At 54.2% G+C, this 16,052-nt stretch carries 14 protein-coding genes; 8 read left to right on the plus strand and 6 right to left on the minus strand.

Translation table 11 applies throughout. The annotated features are described in order from the left end of the window. Window positions 1–124 precede the first annotated feature (124 nt). Complete coding sequence (locus ACTH3S_RS10185; protein ID WP_441808900.1) at window positions 125–538, plus strand: c-type cytochrome; 414 nt, start codon at window positions 125–127, stop codon at window positions 536–538. Window positions 539–598: 60 nt separating this feature from the next. Here ACTH3S_RS10185 and rep read toward each other — a convergent pair whose 3' ends face one another. Further along, window positions 599–2,617, minus strand: coding sequence for a DNA helicase Rep (rep, locus tag ACTH3S_RS10190; protein WP_441808901.1), 2,019 nt, complete (start codon window positions 2,615–2,617; stop codon window positions 599–601). Between the two features lie 146 nt (window positions 2,618–2,763). Between rep and ACTH3S_RS10195 the strand changes: the two genes are divergently transcribed. From ACTH3S_RS10195 to rmf, 4 genes are all read left to right on the plus strand, one after another. Continuing rightward, window positions 2,764–4,500 (plus strand): EAL domain-containing protein, encoded by a 1,737-nt coding sequence (locus ACTH3S_RS10195; RefSeq protein ID WP_441808902.1) that lies wholly within the window; start codon window positions 2,764–2,766, stop codon window positions 4,498–4,500. 49 nt (window positions 4,501–4,549) lie between these two features. Beyond that, complete coding sequence (locus tag ACTH3S_RS10200; RefSeq protein ID WP_441808903.1) at window positions 4,550–6,910, plus strand: Tex family protein; 2,361 nt, start codon at window positions 4,550–4,552, stop codon at window positions 6,908–6,910. A 69-nt stretch (window positions 6,911–6,979) separates the two neighbouring features. After that, window positions 6,980–8,533: a glutamate--cysteine ligase gene (gshA, locus tag ACTH3S_RS10205; protein ID WP_441808904.1), complete on the plus strand. Its 1,554-nt coding sequence runs from the start codon at window positions 6,980–6,982 to the stop codon at window positions 8,531–8,533. A gap of 144 nt (window positions 8,534–8,677) precedes the next feature. Further along, window positions 8,678–8,893, plus strand: a complete 216-nt coding sequence (gene rmf, locus ACTH3S_RS10210; RefSeq protein ID WP_441808905.1) for a ribosome modulation factor — start codon at window positions 8,678–8,680, stop codon at window positions 8,891–8,893. A gap of 33 nt (window positions 8,894–8,926) precedes the next feature. Here the strand turns inward: rmf and ACTH3S_RS10215 are convergent, their stop codons facing one another. After that, window positions 8,927–9,370 (minus strand): flagellar basal body-associated FliL family protein, encoded by a 444-nt coding sequence (locus ACTH3S_RS10215; protein ID WP_441808906.1) that lies wholly within the window; start codon window positions 9,368–9,370, stop codon window positions 8,927–8,929. A gap of 114 nt (window positions 9,371–9,484) precedes the next feature. Between ACTH3S_RS10215 and ACTH3S_RS10220 the strand changes: the two genes are divergently transcribed. Further along, the gene (locus ACTH3S_RS10220) at window positions 9,485–9,991 is read left to right on the plus strand and encodes a disulfide bond formation protein B (RefSeq protein WP_441808907.1); all 507 of its coding nucleotides are present in this window, start codon (window positions 9,485–9,487) and stop codon (window positions 9,989–9,991) included. 102 nt (window positions 9,992–10,093) lie between these two features. Continuing rightward, the gene (gene rsd, locus ACTH3S_RS10225) at window positions 10,094–10,573 is read left to right on the plus strand and encodes a sigma D regulator (protein ID WP_441808908.1); all 480 of its coding nucleotides are present in this window, start codon (window positions 10,094–10,096) and stop codon (window positions 10,571–10,573) included. Window positions 10,574–10,681: 108 nt separating this feature from the next. On the opposite strand, the gene ACTH3S_RS10230 is transcribed toward rsd, so the two are convergent. The 3 genes from ACTH3S_RS10230 to ACTH3S_RS10240 form a co-directional block, all read right to left on the minus strand. Then, window positions 10,682–11,410: an FKBP-type peptidyl-prolyl cis-trans isomerase gene (locus tag ACTH3S_RS10230; RefSeq protein ID WP_441808909.1), complete on the minus strand. Its 729-nt coding sequence runs from the start codon at window positions 11,408–11,410 to the stop codon at window positions 10,682–10,684. Between the two features lie 148 nt (window positions 11,411–11,558). After that, window positions 11,559–11,942: a DUF4124 domain-containing protein gene (locus ACTH3S_RS10235; protein ID WP_441808910.1), complete on the minus strand. Its 384-nt coding sequence runs from the start codon at window positions 11,940–11,942 to the stop codon at window positions 11,559–11,561. Next, window positions 11,939–12,496, minus strand: coding sequence for a TIGR02444 family protein (locus ACTH3S_RS10240; protein ID WP_441808911.1), 558 nt, complete (start codon window positions 12,494–12,496; stop codon window positions 11,939–11,941). Before ACTH3S_RS10240 ends, ACTH3S_RS10235 begins: the two co-directional genes overlap by 4 nt. Before the next feature lie 46 nt (window positions 12,497–12,542). Between ACTH3S_RS10240 and ACTH3S_RS10245 the strand changes: the two genes are divergently transcribed. Further along, on the plus strand, window positions 12,543–14,516 hold the full coding sequence (locus tag ACTH3S_RS10245; RefSeq protein ID WP_441808912.1) for an ATP-binding cassette domain-containing protein: 1,974 nt from the start codon (window positions 12,543–12,545) through the stop codon (window positions 14,514–14,516). Here ACTH3S_RS10245 and ppx read toward each other — a convergent pair whose 3' ends face one another. Then, the gene (ppx, locus tag ACTH3S_RS10250; RefSeq protein ID WP_441808913.1) at window positions 14,517–16,043 is read right to left on the minus strand and encodes an exopolyphosphatase; all 1,527 of its coding nucleotides are present in this window, start codon (window positions 16,041–16,043) and stop codon (window positions 14,517–14,519) included. Window positions 16,044–16,052 lie beyond the last annotated feature (9 nt).

Here is a 16,052-nt window from a genome sequence, read left to right on the forward strand (position 1 = left end):
AAATGGCAATAAAAATGGTGGAAATCAATTTATGATTTTGCTATTCGGTTTTTTTGCCGGAGTTCAGTCGCTATAATGCGGCAACCAAAGATTATAACGCTCAAATGCGAGGTGCATTGTGAAGATGAAGAGAGTCCTGGCTGTCGTATTGCTCGGTTTTGGCATTACTGCCGGTGCCGCTATGGCAAGTGTTGAAGATGAAATCCGCGCACGTATCCAGCCGGTAGGTGAAGTGTGCCTGCAGGGTGATGAGTGTGGTGAAGCGGCTGCAGCCTCAGAAACGGCCAGCTCTGGCCCTCGCTCTGGCAGCGAAGTGTACGACTCCGTATGCATGGCATGTCACACCACGGGCGCAGCAGGCGCACCGGTAATTGGTGATGCCGGTGCTTGGGCGCCGCGTATCGACCAAGGCATGGACACTCTAATCAATCACGCGATTAATGGCTTTAACGCCATGCCGGCTAAAGGCGGGTGTGCTAACTGCTCGGATGAGGAAATTGAAGCTGCGTTGGAACACATAGTGGCTGAGAGCAAGTAGCGTACCGTACTTGTCGACAAAAACCCCGCGCTTGCGGGGTTTTTGCGTTTAAAGCAGCTTTTACAGCCCTAAGTCACCAAGCAATGCGCTCAGTGTAGCCTTGCCCTTTTTCTGATTGGCTTCAACGTCAAGATCTCCCGTGCCCTCCCAACGTATATCGTCTTCTGGAAGCTCATCCAGGAACCGACTGGGAATGGTTTCAATTTTTTCGCCATACTGCCTGCGCTGGGCGGCATAGGTCAGGGTTAGCGTTTCTTTGGCGCGGGTGATTCCCACATACATCAGCCGCCTTTCTTCTTCGATATTACCTTCTTCAATACTGGAGCGGTGGGGAAGGATCTCTTCTTCCAGCCCAAGAATAAACACATGCGGGAACTCCAAGCCCTTGGACGCATGCAGTGTTAGCAGCTGCACCTTGTCACTGTCGTCTTCCTCTTCCCGTTGCTCCATCATGTCCCGCAGTATCAGCTTGGTGATGGCGTCTTCTATGCCCAGCTCATCTGCAGTACCCTTGCCGTCTTCCAGCATCCGCTGAATGGACTCCACCAGATACCAAATGTTTTGCATACGCCGTTCAGCCTGCTTCGGCGTACCGGAATGCTGGTGCAGCCACTCTTCATACTCAATGTCGGTGAACAGCTGTTTGATAACCGGCACAGGATCCTCGCCATGTAGGCGCTCACAGGTGGCATCCACCCAATGGGCAAAGCGCCTTAGCCGGTCCAGGCCTTTCTCAGTAACGTGGGTTTCCGCACCCATATCACTCAGCGATTTAAATAGGCTGACGTTGCGCGCGCGGGCGTAGTGGCTGAGCTGTTCAAGAGTGCGCGGGCCAATTTCTCGCCGTGGCACGTTCACCACCCGCAAAAATGCGGCATCGTCACCCGGGTTAATTAGCAGGCGCAGATAGGACATGGCGTCTTTGATCTCGTTCTTCGAGAAAAACGACTGGCCACCGGAGATGTGGTAGGGGATTTGGTACGCCTGCAGTTTCATTTCCAGCAGACGGGCCTGGTGGTTGCCCCGGTAAAGTACGGCAAAATCCCGAAACCCCAGCCCCTGCTTTAGTTTCTGGTCAAGGATCTCTGTGGCCACCCTCTCAGTTTCCGCATCTTCGTTGCGGCACCGGACAATGCGGATCTCGTCGCCAGTGGTGCGATCACTCCACAGGGCTTTTTCGAACACGTGGGGGTTGTTTGCAATAACTGTGTTGGCGCTGCGCAGAATGCGGGACGTGGAGCGGTAGTTCTGCTCCAGCTTCACGATTTTAAGACTCGGAAAGTCTTCCTTTAGCTGCACCAGATTTTCTGGCCGAGCGCCCCGCCAGGCGTATATCGACTGGTCGTCATCGCCAACTACCGTAAACGCAGCACGTTCGGCGACCAGCATTCGTACCAGTTCATACTGGCACAGGTTGGTGTCCTGGTACTCATCCACCAGCATGTAGCGGATTTTTCTCCGCCATTTTGTGAGCACGTCGGGGTTGTCGCGATACAATTGAACCGGCAGTAAAATCAGATCGTCAAAATCCACTGCATTGTAGGCTTTCAAGTACTCGCTATAATACTTGTACACGATGGCAATGCGTTGCTCCCGCTCGTCTGCGGCTTTGCTGTATGCTTCGGCAGGCCCGCGCATGGCATTCTTCCACGATGAGATGGTCATCTGCACATCGTTGAGTTCATCGCCGGCGTCGGCGCTGGCCTCTCGAAGCATCAGATCCCGTAACAGGGCCTTGGCGTCTTCTGCGTCAAATATTGAGAAACCGGGGTGGTAGCCCAGATGGGTATGCTCCTCCCGGATGATGTTCAGCCCAAGGTTGTGGAAAGTGGAAACAATCAGCCCGCGGGTTAGCTTGCGGTCTACAATCTTGCTCACCCGTTCCTTCATCTCGCGGGCAGCCTTGTTGGTGAACGTAACGGCCGCAATATGCCGCCCCGGAATACCAACGTGCTCAATGAGATAGGCTATTTTTCGGGTGATTACGCTGGTCTTGCCGCTGCCTGCACCCGCGAGCACCAGTAGCGGGCCATCGGTGTAGCGGACTGCTTCATTTTGTCGCGGGTTGAGTTTGCTCACAAATACACTGCCAGAATGGGTTGAGACGGGAGTTTTCCGGAAAGACAATAGTCTACACCAGCCAGACTTTCTGTACCTTGTCGATCTATCAGCTATCCTTTTAAGAGAACAGATTTGTTGCTCACGCACCCATGGATTCACGTTTAATGACCTTGCCACTGGAAACTGTCGGACACGACCAGCTTCGCCTTCTGGTTCTAACACCGGATTACGCGGATTTTCTCTGGCTCACGGCACTGCTGGCGAATGACCCGGAAACCAGCCCAGATTCAACCTGGTGTCCGGATTTGGTGGATTGTGACGATCTTATTCGCAACGCGACTTTCGACGTTATTGTCTGGGATTGCGTGTTTCATAGTGGGTCAGAAACCGCGTTTTTGCAGTATTTGGCTGTTGCCAGTGAAGGTCGCCCCGTTCTGGCCTTGAGCGCTGAAGCTTCCCGTGATCGAGCGCAGGAGTTGCTGGCCAGTGGCGCGGCAGATTACTTGAGCCGCCAAGAACTTGATCGCTGGAGCCTTCGCCGAGCAGTGAAGTTTCTCTGGTATCGGGAGCAGTTGGCGAACTCTGCCCATACTCAGCTAGGCCGCGGGGTGGCAAGCGGCTTTATTAACCGGGATCTATTCTTCGACCGCCTGCAGCAAGCCCTGCTCAGAGCCCAACGAGGTAGCTACCGGCTGGCACTGTTACACCTGAATATCGATGACTTTCGCAGCATCAACGAGTCCTTTGGCTACCAGAAAAGCGATCAACTGATGATCAAATTAGCCTCACAGGTTCGGCACGGGTTGCGGCGAGTGGATTCGTTGATGCGCATCGGCGGTGATGAGCTGGCGATTATTGTTGAAAAAATTGAAGACTCGCTGGATATCACCCAAATTATACGAAAGGTTGTTGGGGCGCTGGATGAACCCATATCCATCGATGGCCAGAGCGTGGTTGTCAGTGCAAGCCTGGGTGTGGCTACTTACCCCGAAGCCGGAGATAGCCCCGAAAACCTAATGCGACGGGCTAATCGGGCGATGTTTGAGGCTAAGCGAGACCCGGGCACCAGCTATCGTTTTTACGATCGCCAGCTGCATATTTCCGCCGGCTACCAGCTTAGGTTGGAGGCCGACCTGCGCAATGCACTCAGGGGTGACGAGCTAGAGCTGTATTATCAGCCAAGAATTGATCTGGCCAGCGATGACGTGCGAGGCGTGGAGTGCCTTTTGCGCTGGAATCATCCGAAGCGAGGCCTGGTCGGACCGGACGAGTTTATCCCTGTTGCGGAGCGCAGTGGTTTAATTGTGCCTATTGGTTATTGGGTAATAGAGCAGGCTTGTAAGCGCTTGAAAGAGTCGGCTGAGCTTGGGTTTCCCGGGTTGGTATTTGCGGTTAATCTATCATTTCGACAGTTCCACGACCGCAAGATGACGGAAACCATTTTCCGCATTATCTTCAACGCCAATGTCGACACCAGCCTGCTAGAGCTGGAGCTTACAGAAAGCGCCATGATGCATGACCCCGAGTATGCCAAGCGGTGTTTGCGTGAGCTGAATCAGTTGGGTATCAGTTTTGCGCTTGATGATTTTGGTACGGGTTTTTCTTCTCTTAGTCATTTGCAGGACTTGCCTATTTCGTTGGTGAAAATCGACAAATCGTTTGTACAGGCTCTAGGTGAATCTGCGGGTGCAGAGCACATTATTCGGGCGATTATTAGCCTGGCTCACAGCCTCCAGATTAGTGTGGTGGCCGAAGGGGTCGAGACCGAAAGCCAGCTGGAATTCCTGCGACAGCAACACTGTGATGAAATCCAAGGCTACTATTATGCTCGCCCCATGCCTTGGGCCGACCTTGTGCAATTCCTGAACAAGCGTGGCCAGTCCGCTTGCCTGCAACTGTAAGCCGCTGTACCTTTGCTGCTTTATCAGACACGTATAAGACAGAGGTTGCATGAACAGTATCTCCAGGCGCATCGCAGATGAACTCGGCGTACGCGAGCAACAGGTAAATGCCACCGTCGCCCTGCTGGACGAAGGTTCCACCGTTCCGTTTATTGCCCGTTACCGTAAAGAGGTCACAGGCTCTCTGGATGACAGCCAGCTGCGTACGTTAGAAGAGCGCCTGCGTTATCTTAGAGAACTGGAAGACCGTCGCGGTACCATCCTCAAAAGCATTGAGGAGCAGGGCAAGCTGAGCGACGAATTACGCGCCAGCATTCAGGATGCACAGACCAAGAACCGCCTGGAAGATCTTTACCTCCCCTACAAGCCCAAGCGCCGAACCAAAGCCCAGATTGCCCGGGAAGCGGGCCTGGAGCCCCTGGCCGACGCGCTGTATGGCGACCCGACTCTAGAGCCAGAAGCCACGGCCGAAACCTATATCAATGGCGATGCCGGCGTTGCCGACACCAAAGCTGCACTCGACGGCGCTCGTTATATCTTGATGGAGCGTTTTGCTGAAGATGCAGAACTGCTGGGCGAGCTTCGAGATTTTATCTGGCAACAAGGGCAGTTAAAAGTTTCTGTGATCGAAGGCAAAGAGAACGAAGGCGCTAAATTCCGGGATTACTTTGATCATGTAGAGCCATTGAAGAAAGTGCCTTCACACCGGGCGCTGGCCATTCTGCGAGGCCGCAACGAAGGTGTTCTCTCTTATGCCTTGGTTGTGGGGGATGCAGACGCTGACCGCCGCCAGCCGCATCCTGCCGAGCAGCGTATTGCTGCCCGCTGGCGCATTCGCGATAACGATCGCGCGGCCGACAAGTGGTTGTCAGAGGTGGTGCGCTGGACTTGGAGGGTGAAACTCTCGACTCAGATCGAGACAGATCTTATGTCTCAGGTGCGTGAAGCCGCTGAAACTGAAGCCATCAACGTATTTGCTGCCAACCTGAAAGACCTGCTGTTGCTAGCGCCTGCCGGCCCCCGGGCAACTTTGGGGCTGGATCCTGGCCTGCGCACGGGTGTAAAAGTGGCCATTATTGATGACACCGGCCAGGTTGCCGGCCACGGCACTATTTTCCCTCACGCGCCTCAGAAGCAATGGGATCGTTCGATTGAGCAGCTGGCAGTTTGGTGCCGTGAATATCGCATTGAGCTGGTTGCGATCGGCAACGGCACTGCCTCTCGTGAGACAGAAAAACTGGTAGGGGAGCTCAGCAAACGTTATCCCGAGCTAAAGCTGGCGCGCATTATTGTGAGCGAGTCTGGAGCTTCAATCTACTCCGCCTCTGAGTTTGCCTCCAAAGAATTGCCCGATCTGGATGTGACCATTCGTGGTGCAGTCTCCATTGCCCGCCGGCTGCAAGATCCCTTGGCTGAGCTGGTTAAGCTTGAGCCAAAATCCATTGGCGTTGGCCAATACCAGCATGATGTATCCCAGGTTCAGCTTTCTCGCAGTTTGGATGCCGTGGTTGAGGACTGTGTAAACGGTGTGGGTGTTGATCTGAATACCGCCTCCGCGCCACTGTTATCAAGGGTGTCTGGTCTGAACCAAACCATCGCGCAGAACATCATTGAGTACCGCAACCAGAATGGCATGTTCCAAAGCCGTAAACAGCTGTTGAAAGTTGCTCGGCTGGGTGCTCGAACATTTGAACAAGCGGCCGGCTTTTTGCGCATTGCCAGCGCCACGAATCCGCTGGATAGGTCATCGGTGCACCCGGAAGCCTACGGTGTGGTAGAAGCCATTGCAGCCAAGAGCAGCCGGAAAGTGGAAGGTATTGTCGGTGACGCCGCTTTTTTGCGTGGTCTGAATCCCCAAGATTACGTAACAGATCAGTTCGGTGTGCCAACGATCAAAGATATTCTCTCTGAGCTTGAGAAGCCCGGCCGGGATCCGCGCCCGGAGTTCCGCTTTGCGAGCTTTGAGGAAGGCGTGGAGACGTTAGGTGATCTTGAGCCAGGTATGGTATTGGAAGGCTCCGTTACCAACGTGACCAATTTTGGCGCGTTTGTAGATATCGGCGTTCACCAAGACGGGCTGGTACATATCTCTGCGTTGTCGCATACCTTCGTTAAAGATCCTCGCGAAGTGGTCAAAGCCGGGGATATCGTGAAGGTTAAAGTGATGGAAGTGGACATCCCTCGTAAACGGATTGCGTTGACTATGCGTATGGATGACCAACCGGGTGAAAAAGCGGATTCAAAGCGCCCCGCTTCTGGGCGCCCAGCGAGTGGGCACAATGCGAGTAATCGCGGGGGCCAGGCTTCAGGTAAACCCTCGCCTCGAGGCCAGAGCAAAGAGTCAGGGCAGGGGGCGATGGCAGGGGCGCTAGCTCAGGCGCTCGCGTCGGCTCGTAAAGATAAGCGTTAAGCGTTTTTAACTATTTCCACCAGCCGGCACTCGCTCAGAGGGCAAAGCCGGTTGCAGCAGGAGTCAATCATGGCCGAGTCCCGCCATTCTGTGTTCCGCCAGTTCGCGGCTAGCGACTGGAACGGATTTCTGAAAGGGGTAGAAAAGGAAGGTTTGCGCGTTGACCGCAACGGGTTCATCGCACAGACGCCGCACCCGGAGGTCTTGGGCTCTGCGCTCACTCATCCGTCTATTACAACAGATTACTCCGAATCCCTGCTTGAGCTGATTACGCCAGTGTGCAGCAGCACTCCCGAGTTGCTGGAATCCCTGCGCAATACCCATCGTTTCGTTCAGCAGAATTTGGGTGATGAGGTTTTCTGGGCGGCCAGTATGCCCTGTGAGTTGAATGGCGACGCCAGCATTCCCATTGCGGAGTATGGCTCGTCTAATACCGGTCGGCTAAAACATGTGTACCGACAGGGACTTGCGGTGCGCTACGGCCGCATGATGCAAAGCATTGCCGGCACTCACTATAACCTCTCGTTGCCCGACAGCTTCTGGGAAAAATGGCAGAGCATGCTCGGCGATCAGCAAAGCATGAAGGATTTCAAATCCGAGCAGTATTTCTGGTTGATCCGCAATTTCCGACGCAGAAGTTGGTTGCTAATGCTGTTGTTCGGCGCTTCCCCAGCGCTGGATGCCAGCTTTGTTGATGGCGTACGCCACGATCTTGGCCGTTTTGATGATGGTAGTTGGTTTGGTAAGCACGCCACTTCGCTTCGCATGGGCGATCTGGGCTATCACAACAATGCTCAGTCTTCGTTGAACATTTGCTTCAACAAACTCAGCACCTATACCCAGACTCTGGATAGAGCCATCCACACCAATTGGCCAGCCTATGAAGCGGTGGGTACCCAGCGTGACGGTAAGTTTATCCAGATCAACACCAGCGTGCTGCAAATTGAGAACGAGTACTACAGTGCAGTGCGACCTAAGCGCACCGCCCGAAGTGGCGAGAAGCCTATTCAGGCCCTTGAAACTCGCGGCGTAGAGTATGTTGAGGTGCGCTGCCTGGATCTCGACCCATTCTCGGCCGTAGGTGTTAGTGAGGCACAGGTCGATTTTCTGGACCTGTTTCTGCTTGACTGCTTGTTGTCAGAATCGCCGCGAATTGACGATGACGAATGCGAGATGCTGGACGACAATTTTAAGGACGTTGTCGCCAAAGGGCGGAACCGCGAGCTTACCCTTTGCCGAGGGGGTGAGCGTACGCCTATCGGTGAGGCTGCTAAGGTGCTTCTGGACCGGCTTGAGCCCCTGGCAGACATACTGGACGGCTGGAATGGTAGTGATGTTTATCGCAAGGCATTGTCAGCCCAGCAAGGCGTTCTATCTGGTGATAGCCAGGTGCCGTCAGCGCGGGTTATCGATGCCATGCAAACTTCTGGGCTTGGGCATCGTGATTGGGGTATGGAAATGGCGCTCAAGCATCAGAATGCACTCCGCGAAGAAGGCTTGGAAGCCAGTGAACAGGCTGCGTTCATCGCTGCGAGCAAAGATTCTCTGGCGGAGCAGAAGCGAATAGAAGCCTCAGACACCGTGGGTTTCAGTGATTTTCTTGAGCAGTACCTGCGCTCCTGAGGGGACGCTGGTACTGCGTCTGGTTTGCGCTGTCTCTGCCAGTTCGCATTGCTGGCGGGCCTGTTTCACAGAAGCCGAACAAAAGTTTGTCACTTTCTGACGCTGGTGCTAACTTCAAATGCATCAGTCAAAGGGAGAAGTGGCATGGCAAGGGATATGAAGCTCGGCTGGGACGTGGAGGCGCTGAAAAAAGCCTATCGCCAAGGCTATATGGCTGCTTCCATGGGCATGGATAAAACCCGCTGCCCTTATCGCGGTGAAGTCGTGGTGGCGGCCTGGGAGGCCGGCTGGGATGATGCAGGTGAGATTATCCAGGAACAGCGTGCCATGGGTGACGATTTGTTTTCCCAGATCGCCTGAAGCCTTCTACTCTGGTTTTGATCTACTTCTGCACTATTTTTGCACGACGAATTCGGTAAACAGCACGCCGGTAATAGCTTCGCCGGTTTGCTGCTCTTCCAGTACTCCGTTTATTCTTAGTTTTGCCTCATTACGCAACGCCTGCTGACCGTCCATTGTGGTCAGCTTATCGGTATCCGTTTGTTCGCCAAACAGCATGACGAGTTCGTGGCGCAACCTTGGCATGTGAGCTTCCACCGCTGGCCGCGTGGTTTGCTGCGAGGCCCGGAGGCTGACTGCTGCTTTCAAGTAGGTCAGCTTACCGCCGGGGCTACCAACGTGGGTTACAAACGAGGGTTCCATGGAAATATAATCAGTGATTCCTGGCTCTTTCGAGCTTTCCTCTTCAGCTTGGGCGGCCTCTTCTGCCCACGCGGCAGGGGGCAGTGAAAACAGCAGGAAGAGACTGAATAAAAAGAACTTTGGCTGAGGTGTCATAAGCTTGCAGTTAGTCATGGTTTAGGGTTTAGTGACAAAATCAGCAGCGTTTCCGCCGGATAAACCGAGAATAGCAGGCCCGGCAGCGCATTTGTGGAAAACTGAGGAAACTTTGTGAAAGCACGAGCAATCTTTGCCTGTATTTTTGTTGTTTGCGCCGGGTTGTTGGGCGTGGCCTATTACATGGAGCACGTGATGGGGCTGGAGCCTTGCCCTTTGTGCTGGCTTCAACGTTTCGGCTTTATGGGCGTGGGGCTGGTGAGTTTTGTAGCCGCTTTGCATGGGCCTGGGCAGTTTGGCGTGCGTGTCTACGGGTTGTTGCTAGTGGCAACGGCCGGTGCCGGCTTGGGCACGGCAGGGCGACAGTTGTGGTTGCAGAGCTTACCGGCAGATCAGGTGCCTGCATGCGGCCCCTCGGTGGAATATATGCTTGATGTTCTGCCTTTGGCAGAAGTGCTCACTACGGCGCTTAGAGGCACCGGAGACTGTGCTGAAGTTGTCTGGCGGTTCCTTGGGCTGAGCATTCCAGGCTGGACCGCTGTCTTTTTTGCCTTGTTGGTGCTTACAGGTTTTGTCATGCTTTTTCACCATGGAAAAGCAAAAGACAGGATAGCTGACTGAAACGGTTGCGACTGGCAGCGAGCATGGGGTAAGTTGATTCGGACGTAACAAATATCAGCATCAGGGCTGAATGGCCGGATTATTAAGCGGAGAGCAGGCGTCATGTTGGAAAATTGCCGAAATGCAAGGGAGCGCTGGGGTGGTGTTAGCGAGCTCATCGATCGTTGGCTCAAGGGGCGTCAGGAACTTCTGGTTCATTACTGCGATTTATCCGGGGAAAATGATTTCTCCCAAACAGGTTCCCTGAAGCAGAAGTTTGTACAGTTTTGTGAGGTTCTGGTGGATTACGTGTCTACTGGTCATTTCGAAATATACGAGCAGCTAGTCAGTGAAGCTCGGGAATTCAATGACGGCGGGCTGGAGTTGGCGGCCAAAGTATACCCGCGTATTCAGAAGACCACAGAAGTGGCTCTCAACTTCAATGATCAATTGGATAACAAGGCGCTTTCTGAGCAGGATGTAAAAGCGCTGTTCGAAGAGCTTTCACACCTTGGTGAAAGTCTGGAAAGTCGTTTCGAGTTGGAAGATTTTCTAATTGAGCATCTCCACAACGTGCATGGGGATAAAGTAGCTCCCGTCTGATCTTATTCAAGCTTGGTCAGCATATACAAAAAGCCTCAGCAGCGGTATACGCTAGCTGAGGCTTTTTTTATCACTTCAGACGGGCCGAAGTGGCTGATATGACCGAAATTATTCGGCAGTGTCAGCGTTGTCGTCTGGGTTGATAGCCAGTAGCTCTACATCAAAAACCAGAGTTTCATTCGGGCCGATGGCGCGGTTTCCGCCTGGGCCGTAAGCCAGATCCGACGGAATGTACAGCTTGTATCGGGCGCCTTCACTCATCAGTTGCAGGCCTTCCGTCCAGCCTGGAATAACCTGGTTCAGGCCGAAAGATACTGGCTCGCCCCGTTCGCGGGAGCTGTCAAAAACCTCACCAGAAAGCAACTCGCCTGTGTAATGCACCTGTACGGTATCGGTTGATGCTGGCTGCTTGCCTTTGCCTTCTTCCAGCACTTCGTATTGAAGGCCAGAATCGGTGGTCTTAACACCGTCGCGTTCCGCATTCTCAGCAAGGAAGGCTTCTCCGGCTTCCACGTTCTTCTGGGCCAGCTCTTCTACCTGTTTGCCTTGCTTTTCCTGCAGTGACTTCTGGTATTCCATCAGAGCTGCTTGGATTTCCTCGCGGTTCATGCGCTTGGTTTCTTCATCGCCAGCATGGCCATGCTGAATGCCTTGAAGAAATTGATCCATCTGCAGGTTCGGTAAGTCGTTGTTCATCCGCTCGCCCAATACCAGGCCCATGCCATAGCTGACCTTCTGGTCAGTGGAATCCAGCTTTGGATCTGTAGGGGCCTTTGATGGGGTCGAGCAGCCGGCAACTATGCCAGTCATCGCCAGTGCAAACAGCGTTTTTTTCATTACGACGTCCTTTTGGGTCAGTACAAAATGAGCAATAGCCCATGTATTGGGTTTGTCAGAGGGGAAAAGGTAACGGGTTCAGGGCGCAGATTCCACTGAACATCTGTTAAGGCGCTACAGATTTCGCGTTTCAGCCACAAAGCGACCGTCAGCTTCCGTTGCTTGCGGGGCTTGGGCTAAGGGAAAATGGCGCATTGTAAGGCGACTGCCAGTCGTTTTCTGGGGCGCCTGCTCTGGTGGATGACCTGCTTTTGTCGGTTCTTTCAATGGCCAGCGTGTTCCAGCGACCCTGTTCAGGTGGCTGGTCGGCGTAATGCCAGTTACCGTCGGTGTCCTGCCATTTGAAAACAATGTCCGGTCCATCCGTTGGAATCGGAGAAGGCACCAGGCCTTCAAAGGCAGGTATTTCAGGCTGAGTTTCCTCGGCAACCGGTTCAGAAACCTGTTCCGGATCGTTCAGGCCAAAAAACATCAGCAGCAACAGAAGGCCTAGAGCTGGAAATGAGAGGCGGACGAGCCATTTAATCATCATGGCTGTGAGTATCCCTGTTGAAGGGCGAGGAGATGATCGCCCAGAATGCTGAGAAGCTGCCTGGTGCCCACGGTGGAGCCAGGTACCGGTGCTGCAGCAGCGAGATTGAGTCGGATCAGTTTGTCACGTTCGTCCATTGTGCTCTGTTCCGAGTTAGGCGCTGTTAAACTTCGCCAAGCTAAAGCCAGTTCAATGCGCTCTGCCTCCAGCTCAAGGCTGGCCAGGCTTGTACGCAGAGCATTATATGAGGTCTGCGCTTTTGGCACAGACGTGCGAATGGCACGCAAGCCTCCGGTTACACGATCGCGCCACTCTGTTACGGTAGCGTCTTCGATTCCAGTGTATGTCCTGCCGTTCAGTGCGAGCCATCCAGCACATAAAATTCGTGTTACGCTCCAGCCCTTATTTTGAAGGGCGAGGCAAGATTTCTGCACCGGCAGGTGCCGCCAGAATGTCAGTGCAAACTGCCAAAGCGGATTGTCCGGTTCCAGATTATCCGGCAACTCCATGGTTTTTAAAGATAAATCTGGAGCTATTTTCGAGTTTAGCGACATTGGCGCTGAACCGTCCCTGACAATTCTACGTTGATTATATGACAACATGTTAACGATAACAGATCTTAGTTTACAACGGGGAGGCATCTGGTTACTAGATTCCGTCTCTCTGACGGTGCAATCGGGGCAGCGTGTAGCGATTGTTGGTGCTAATGGTGCGGGTAAATCCAGTTTGTTCCAGCTGCTACTGGGCGAATTGTCGCCTGAGCAGGGTAGCGCGTCACTCCCTGGCGGCTGTCGCATAGCTCAGATGGCCCAAGAAGTTGCGGCGACCAGCCGAAGTGCCAGAGATTTTGTGCTTGATGGCGATCTTGATTTGCGCCGGCTTGAGGGAGAGCTGCAGCAGGCCGAAGCTCGGGGTGACGACAACGCCGTGGCCCACATTCACGGTGAACTGGATGTGCACGAAGCCTGGTCTGCGGCCAGGCGCGCTGAGTCGCTGTTGCGAGGGTTGGGGTTTCAAGATGGAGATGCCGACCGGCCCGTGTCGGCATTTTCAGGCGGTTGGCGTATCCGGCTGAACCTTGCCCAGGCGTTGATGCGGCCTTCCGATCTTTTGTTATTGGATGAACCAACCAACCACTTGGATCTCGACGCCTGCCTGTGGTTAGAAAACTGGTTGCGTCGGTACGAAGGTACCCTGCTGTTTATATCTCACGACCGGGATTTTATGGATCGGGTGGCCACCCATGTGGTTCATTTTGATCGCCGCAAGCTGGAGCTATACACAGGCAATTATTCTGCGTTTGAGAGTCAACGTAGTGAGCGGCTCGCACAACAGCAGGCCGGCTTCGAGCGTCAGCAGGCAAGAATCGCGGAGATCCAGCGCTTTATTGATCGCTTCAAGGCGCAAGCCACCAAGGCCCGTCAGGCACAAAGCCGGGTGAAATCCCTGGAGCGGATGGAGAAAATTGCACCGGCACACATAGATTCGCCGTTTAGTTTCGAGTTCCCGGTTGCCGATAAAGTGTCTAGCCCGCTGTTGTCTATTCGTCATGGCCGGGCAGGACACGGCGAAACCGTCATTCTCGAAGGCATCAATTTAAGCCTTCTGCCGGGCAGTCGTATTGGCCTTTTGGGGCCAAACGGGGCGGGTAAATCCACTTTGATGGATGCGTTATTGGGGCAGGGTGAGCAAGGTGCGACAAGCACGCTGATCTCGGGTGAACGGACTTGCGGTGAGAATCTGGCCATTGGTTATTTTGCTCAGCATCAGTTGGAATCTTTGGATCTTGCTGCCAGCCCCTTTTTGCACCTGCAGCGGTTGTCACCAAGAGCTTCGGAGCAAAGCGTCCGGAATTTTTTGGGCGGGTTTGATTTCCATGGCGATGAGGCGTTAAGCCCCATTCGCACTTTCTCCGGCGGTGAAAAGGCGCGTGTTGCTTTGGCCGTGATAGCTTGGCAGAAGCCCAACCTGCTTCTGTTGGATGAGCCGACCAACCACCTTGATCTGGAAATGCGCCAGGCGCTGACCATGGCTTTGCAAAACTTTGAAGGCGCCATAGTGGTGGTCTCCCACGACAGGCACCTGCTGCGCAACACTGTGGATGAGTTCTGGTTGGTGAATGATGGCCGTGTTGCCGAATACCAGGGCGATCTTGAAGATTACGAGCGCTGGCTGGCGGATCGTCGCAAGGACGATTCCGAGGCGCCAAAGCGCCAGTCAGTGGGTGCAATGAATTCCGAAGGCGGTGCTACGGTTTCAGAATCAGATGTTGGAGAAAGCGCAGAAGACCGGAAAGCACGCAAGCGGGCGGAAGCGGCACTCAGGCAGAAATTGAGCCCATTCAGGAAGCGGCAAACAGCTTTGGAAAAGCAGATGGAGTCCTTGCATGAAACTCTGACCAGCCTGGAGTCTGAGCTTGCCGACCCAGGATTGTATAGTGATGGATCGAAAAGCCGGCTGAAAGAGTTGATGGGCAAACAGGCAGAGGCCAAGGGCCAGCTTGAAGACACCGAGGCAGAGTGGCTGGATGTCAGTGAAACGGTAGAAACGATGGAGGCGGAGCTGACGATCTAGTCAGCCGCCCGCGAGCTCAAGCACAAAGTCCTGTTTGGCAAGATAGTCTTGCTCGTTCTTAAGATCTGCAAATGTCAGCGGGCGCTCGTCGAACCAGGCTTCGGGAAAGGTCATTAAAAGGCCGTTTTCCCGTGGCTCCAGCGTGAAGGCCGGTGGTGGTTCCAGGTTGCGGGAATGCTGGATTAACACGGCAAGGCGAACCAGAATACAGAGGTGGCGCAGGCGGCTCAGGTCGGTTGGGTCGGTTCCCTCGAAAATGGACGCGGAAAATTTGCGCCGATGGCCACGCACCAGAATAGCCAGCTCACGCTGAGCCTGCTGAGTGAAGCCTGCCATGTCGGAATAGCGAAGCAGGTAGGCGCCGTGTTTGTGGTACTGGCTGTGGGATATGGCAAGGCCAATCTCGTGCAGTTGGCAAGCCCAGCGCAGCACTTCTTCATCGGCAGCCGTATCCAGCCCCCAAGGGGCAGCAATCTGCTCCCACGCGGCAATTGCGGTGGCTTCCACCGCGGCTCCGTGGCTCTGCTCTACGTGATACCTCTCTAGTAGCGCCGAAATACTGCGCTCCCGCACATCCTCATGTTGGATCCGGCCGGCAATGCCATACAACAGGCCTTCCCTGAGAGCACCGTCGGTAAAGGTCATTTCCTGAATATTTAGAGACTGAAAAGCCCCCATAAGAATCGCGAAGCCAGCAGGAAAGATATTCTGGCGATCCGGGCGCAACCCCAGCTCTCCCAGTTTTTCTACACTACCCATATCCACCAGTCGCCGGCGCAGCTCGTCCATGGCACTCCAAGTAATTGTGCCATCGGTTATCTTGAGGGTTGCCAGCACCTGGCTGATGGCTTTAATTGAGCCAGATGCGCCCACGGAACTCTGCCAGCCCACCGCGCGGAAACGGCGGCGAATACTCAGCAACTCCTGTTCTGCATGCATAATGGCGTTGTCCATCTGCTTTCGGGTAATTCGGCCATCTGCAAAGTACCGGTTCCGGAAAGACACGCAGCCCATATGCAGGCTTTCGAGCTCCTGTGGCTCAAACCGCTCGCCGATAATCAGTTCTGTGCTGCCACCACCTATATCAATCACCAAACGCCGCCCAGCGTCGTCTGACAGAGTGTGGGAGACGCCCAGATAGATCAGTCGGGCTTCTTCTATACCGGCAATAATTTCAACCGGATAGCCCAGAACTTCCTCGGCGCGTGCTATGAATTGATCGGCATTGCGTGCCATTCGAAGCGCGTTGGTGCCTACTATTTGAACACCTTCTGGCGGCGTGCCGTTAAGCCTTTGGGCAAACCGACGCAAACAATCCAGTCCGCGCTCTTGAGCTTCCTCGGTTAGGTAGTTCTCCGAATCAAGGCCGTCGCCTAGCTGCACCTTTTCGCCCATTTTTTCCATGGTGCGGATTTCGCCGTGCACAAGCCGGGCTGCAACCATATGGAAGCTGTTTGAGCCCATATCAATCGCTGCCAGCATATCCGGTGGATGGGAAGCATTTTCGGCGGAAGAGGTGGCCGTCACAGTGGTTAG

It is taken from the genome of Marinobacter sp., from assembly GCF_052094685.1.
Lineage (GTDB): Bacteria > Pseudomonadota > Gammaproteobacteria > Pseudomonadales > Oleiphilaceae > Marinobacter.

Bases quoted from the DNA above. Each gene is read 5' to 3' on its own strand.
- ACTH3S_RS10235 (WP_441808910.1), bottom strand. From the start codon at position 11,942: ATGATGATTAAATGGCTCGTCCGCCTCTCATTTCCAGCTCTAGGCCTT.
- rsd (WP_441808908.1), top strand. From the start codon at position 10,094: ATGTTGGAAAATTGCCGAAATGCAAGGGAGCGCTGGGGTGGTGTTAGC.
- ACTH3S_RS10185 (WP_441808900.1), top strand. From the start codon at position 125: ATGAAGAGAGTCCTGGCTGTCGTATTGCTCGGTTTTGGCATTACTGCC.
- ACTH3S_RS10240 (WP_441808911.1), bottom strand. From the start codon at position 12,496: ATGTCGCTAAACTCGAAAATAGCTCCAGATTTATCTTTAAAAACCATG.
- gshA (WP_441808904.1), top strand. From the start codon at position 6,980: ATGGCCGAGTCCCGCCATTCTGTGTTCCGCCAGTTCGCGGCTAGCGAC.
- ACTH3S_RS10195 (WP_441808902.1), top strand. From the start codon at position 2,764: ATGACCTTGCCACTGGAAACTGTCGGACACGACCAGCTTCGCCTTCTG.
- ACTH3S_RS10215 (WP_441808906.1), bottom strand. From the start codon at position 9,370: ATGACACCTCAGCCAAAGTTCTTTTTATTCAGTCTCTTCCTGCTGTTT.
- rmf (WP_441808905.1), top strand. From the start codon at position 8,678: ATGGCAAGGGATATGAAGCTCGGCTGGGACGTGGAGGCGCTGAAAAAA.
- ACTH3S_RS10230 (WP_441808909.1), bottom strand. From the start codon at position 11,410: ATGAAAAAAACGCTGTTTGCACTGGCGATGACTGGCATAGTTGCCGGC.
- ACTH3S_RS10245 (WP_441808912.1), top strand. From the start codon at position 12,543: ATGTTAACGATAACAGATCTTAGTTTACAACGGGGAGGCATCTGGTTA.
- ACTH3S_RS10200 (WP_441808903.1), top strand. From the start codon at position 4,550: ATGAACAGTATCTCCAGGCGCATCGCAGATGAACTCGGCGTACGCGAG.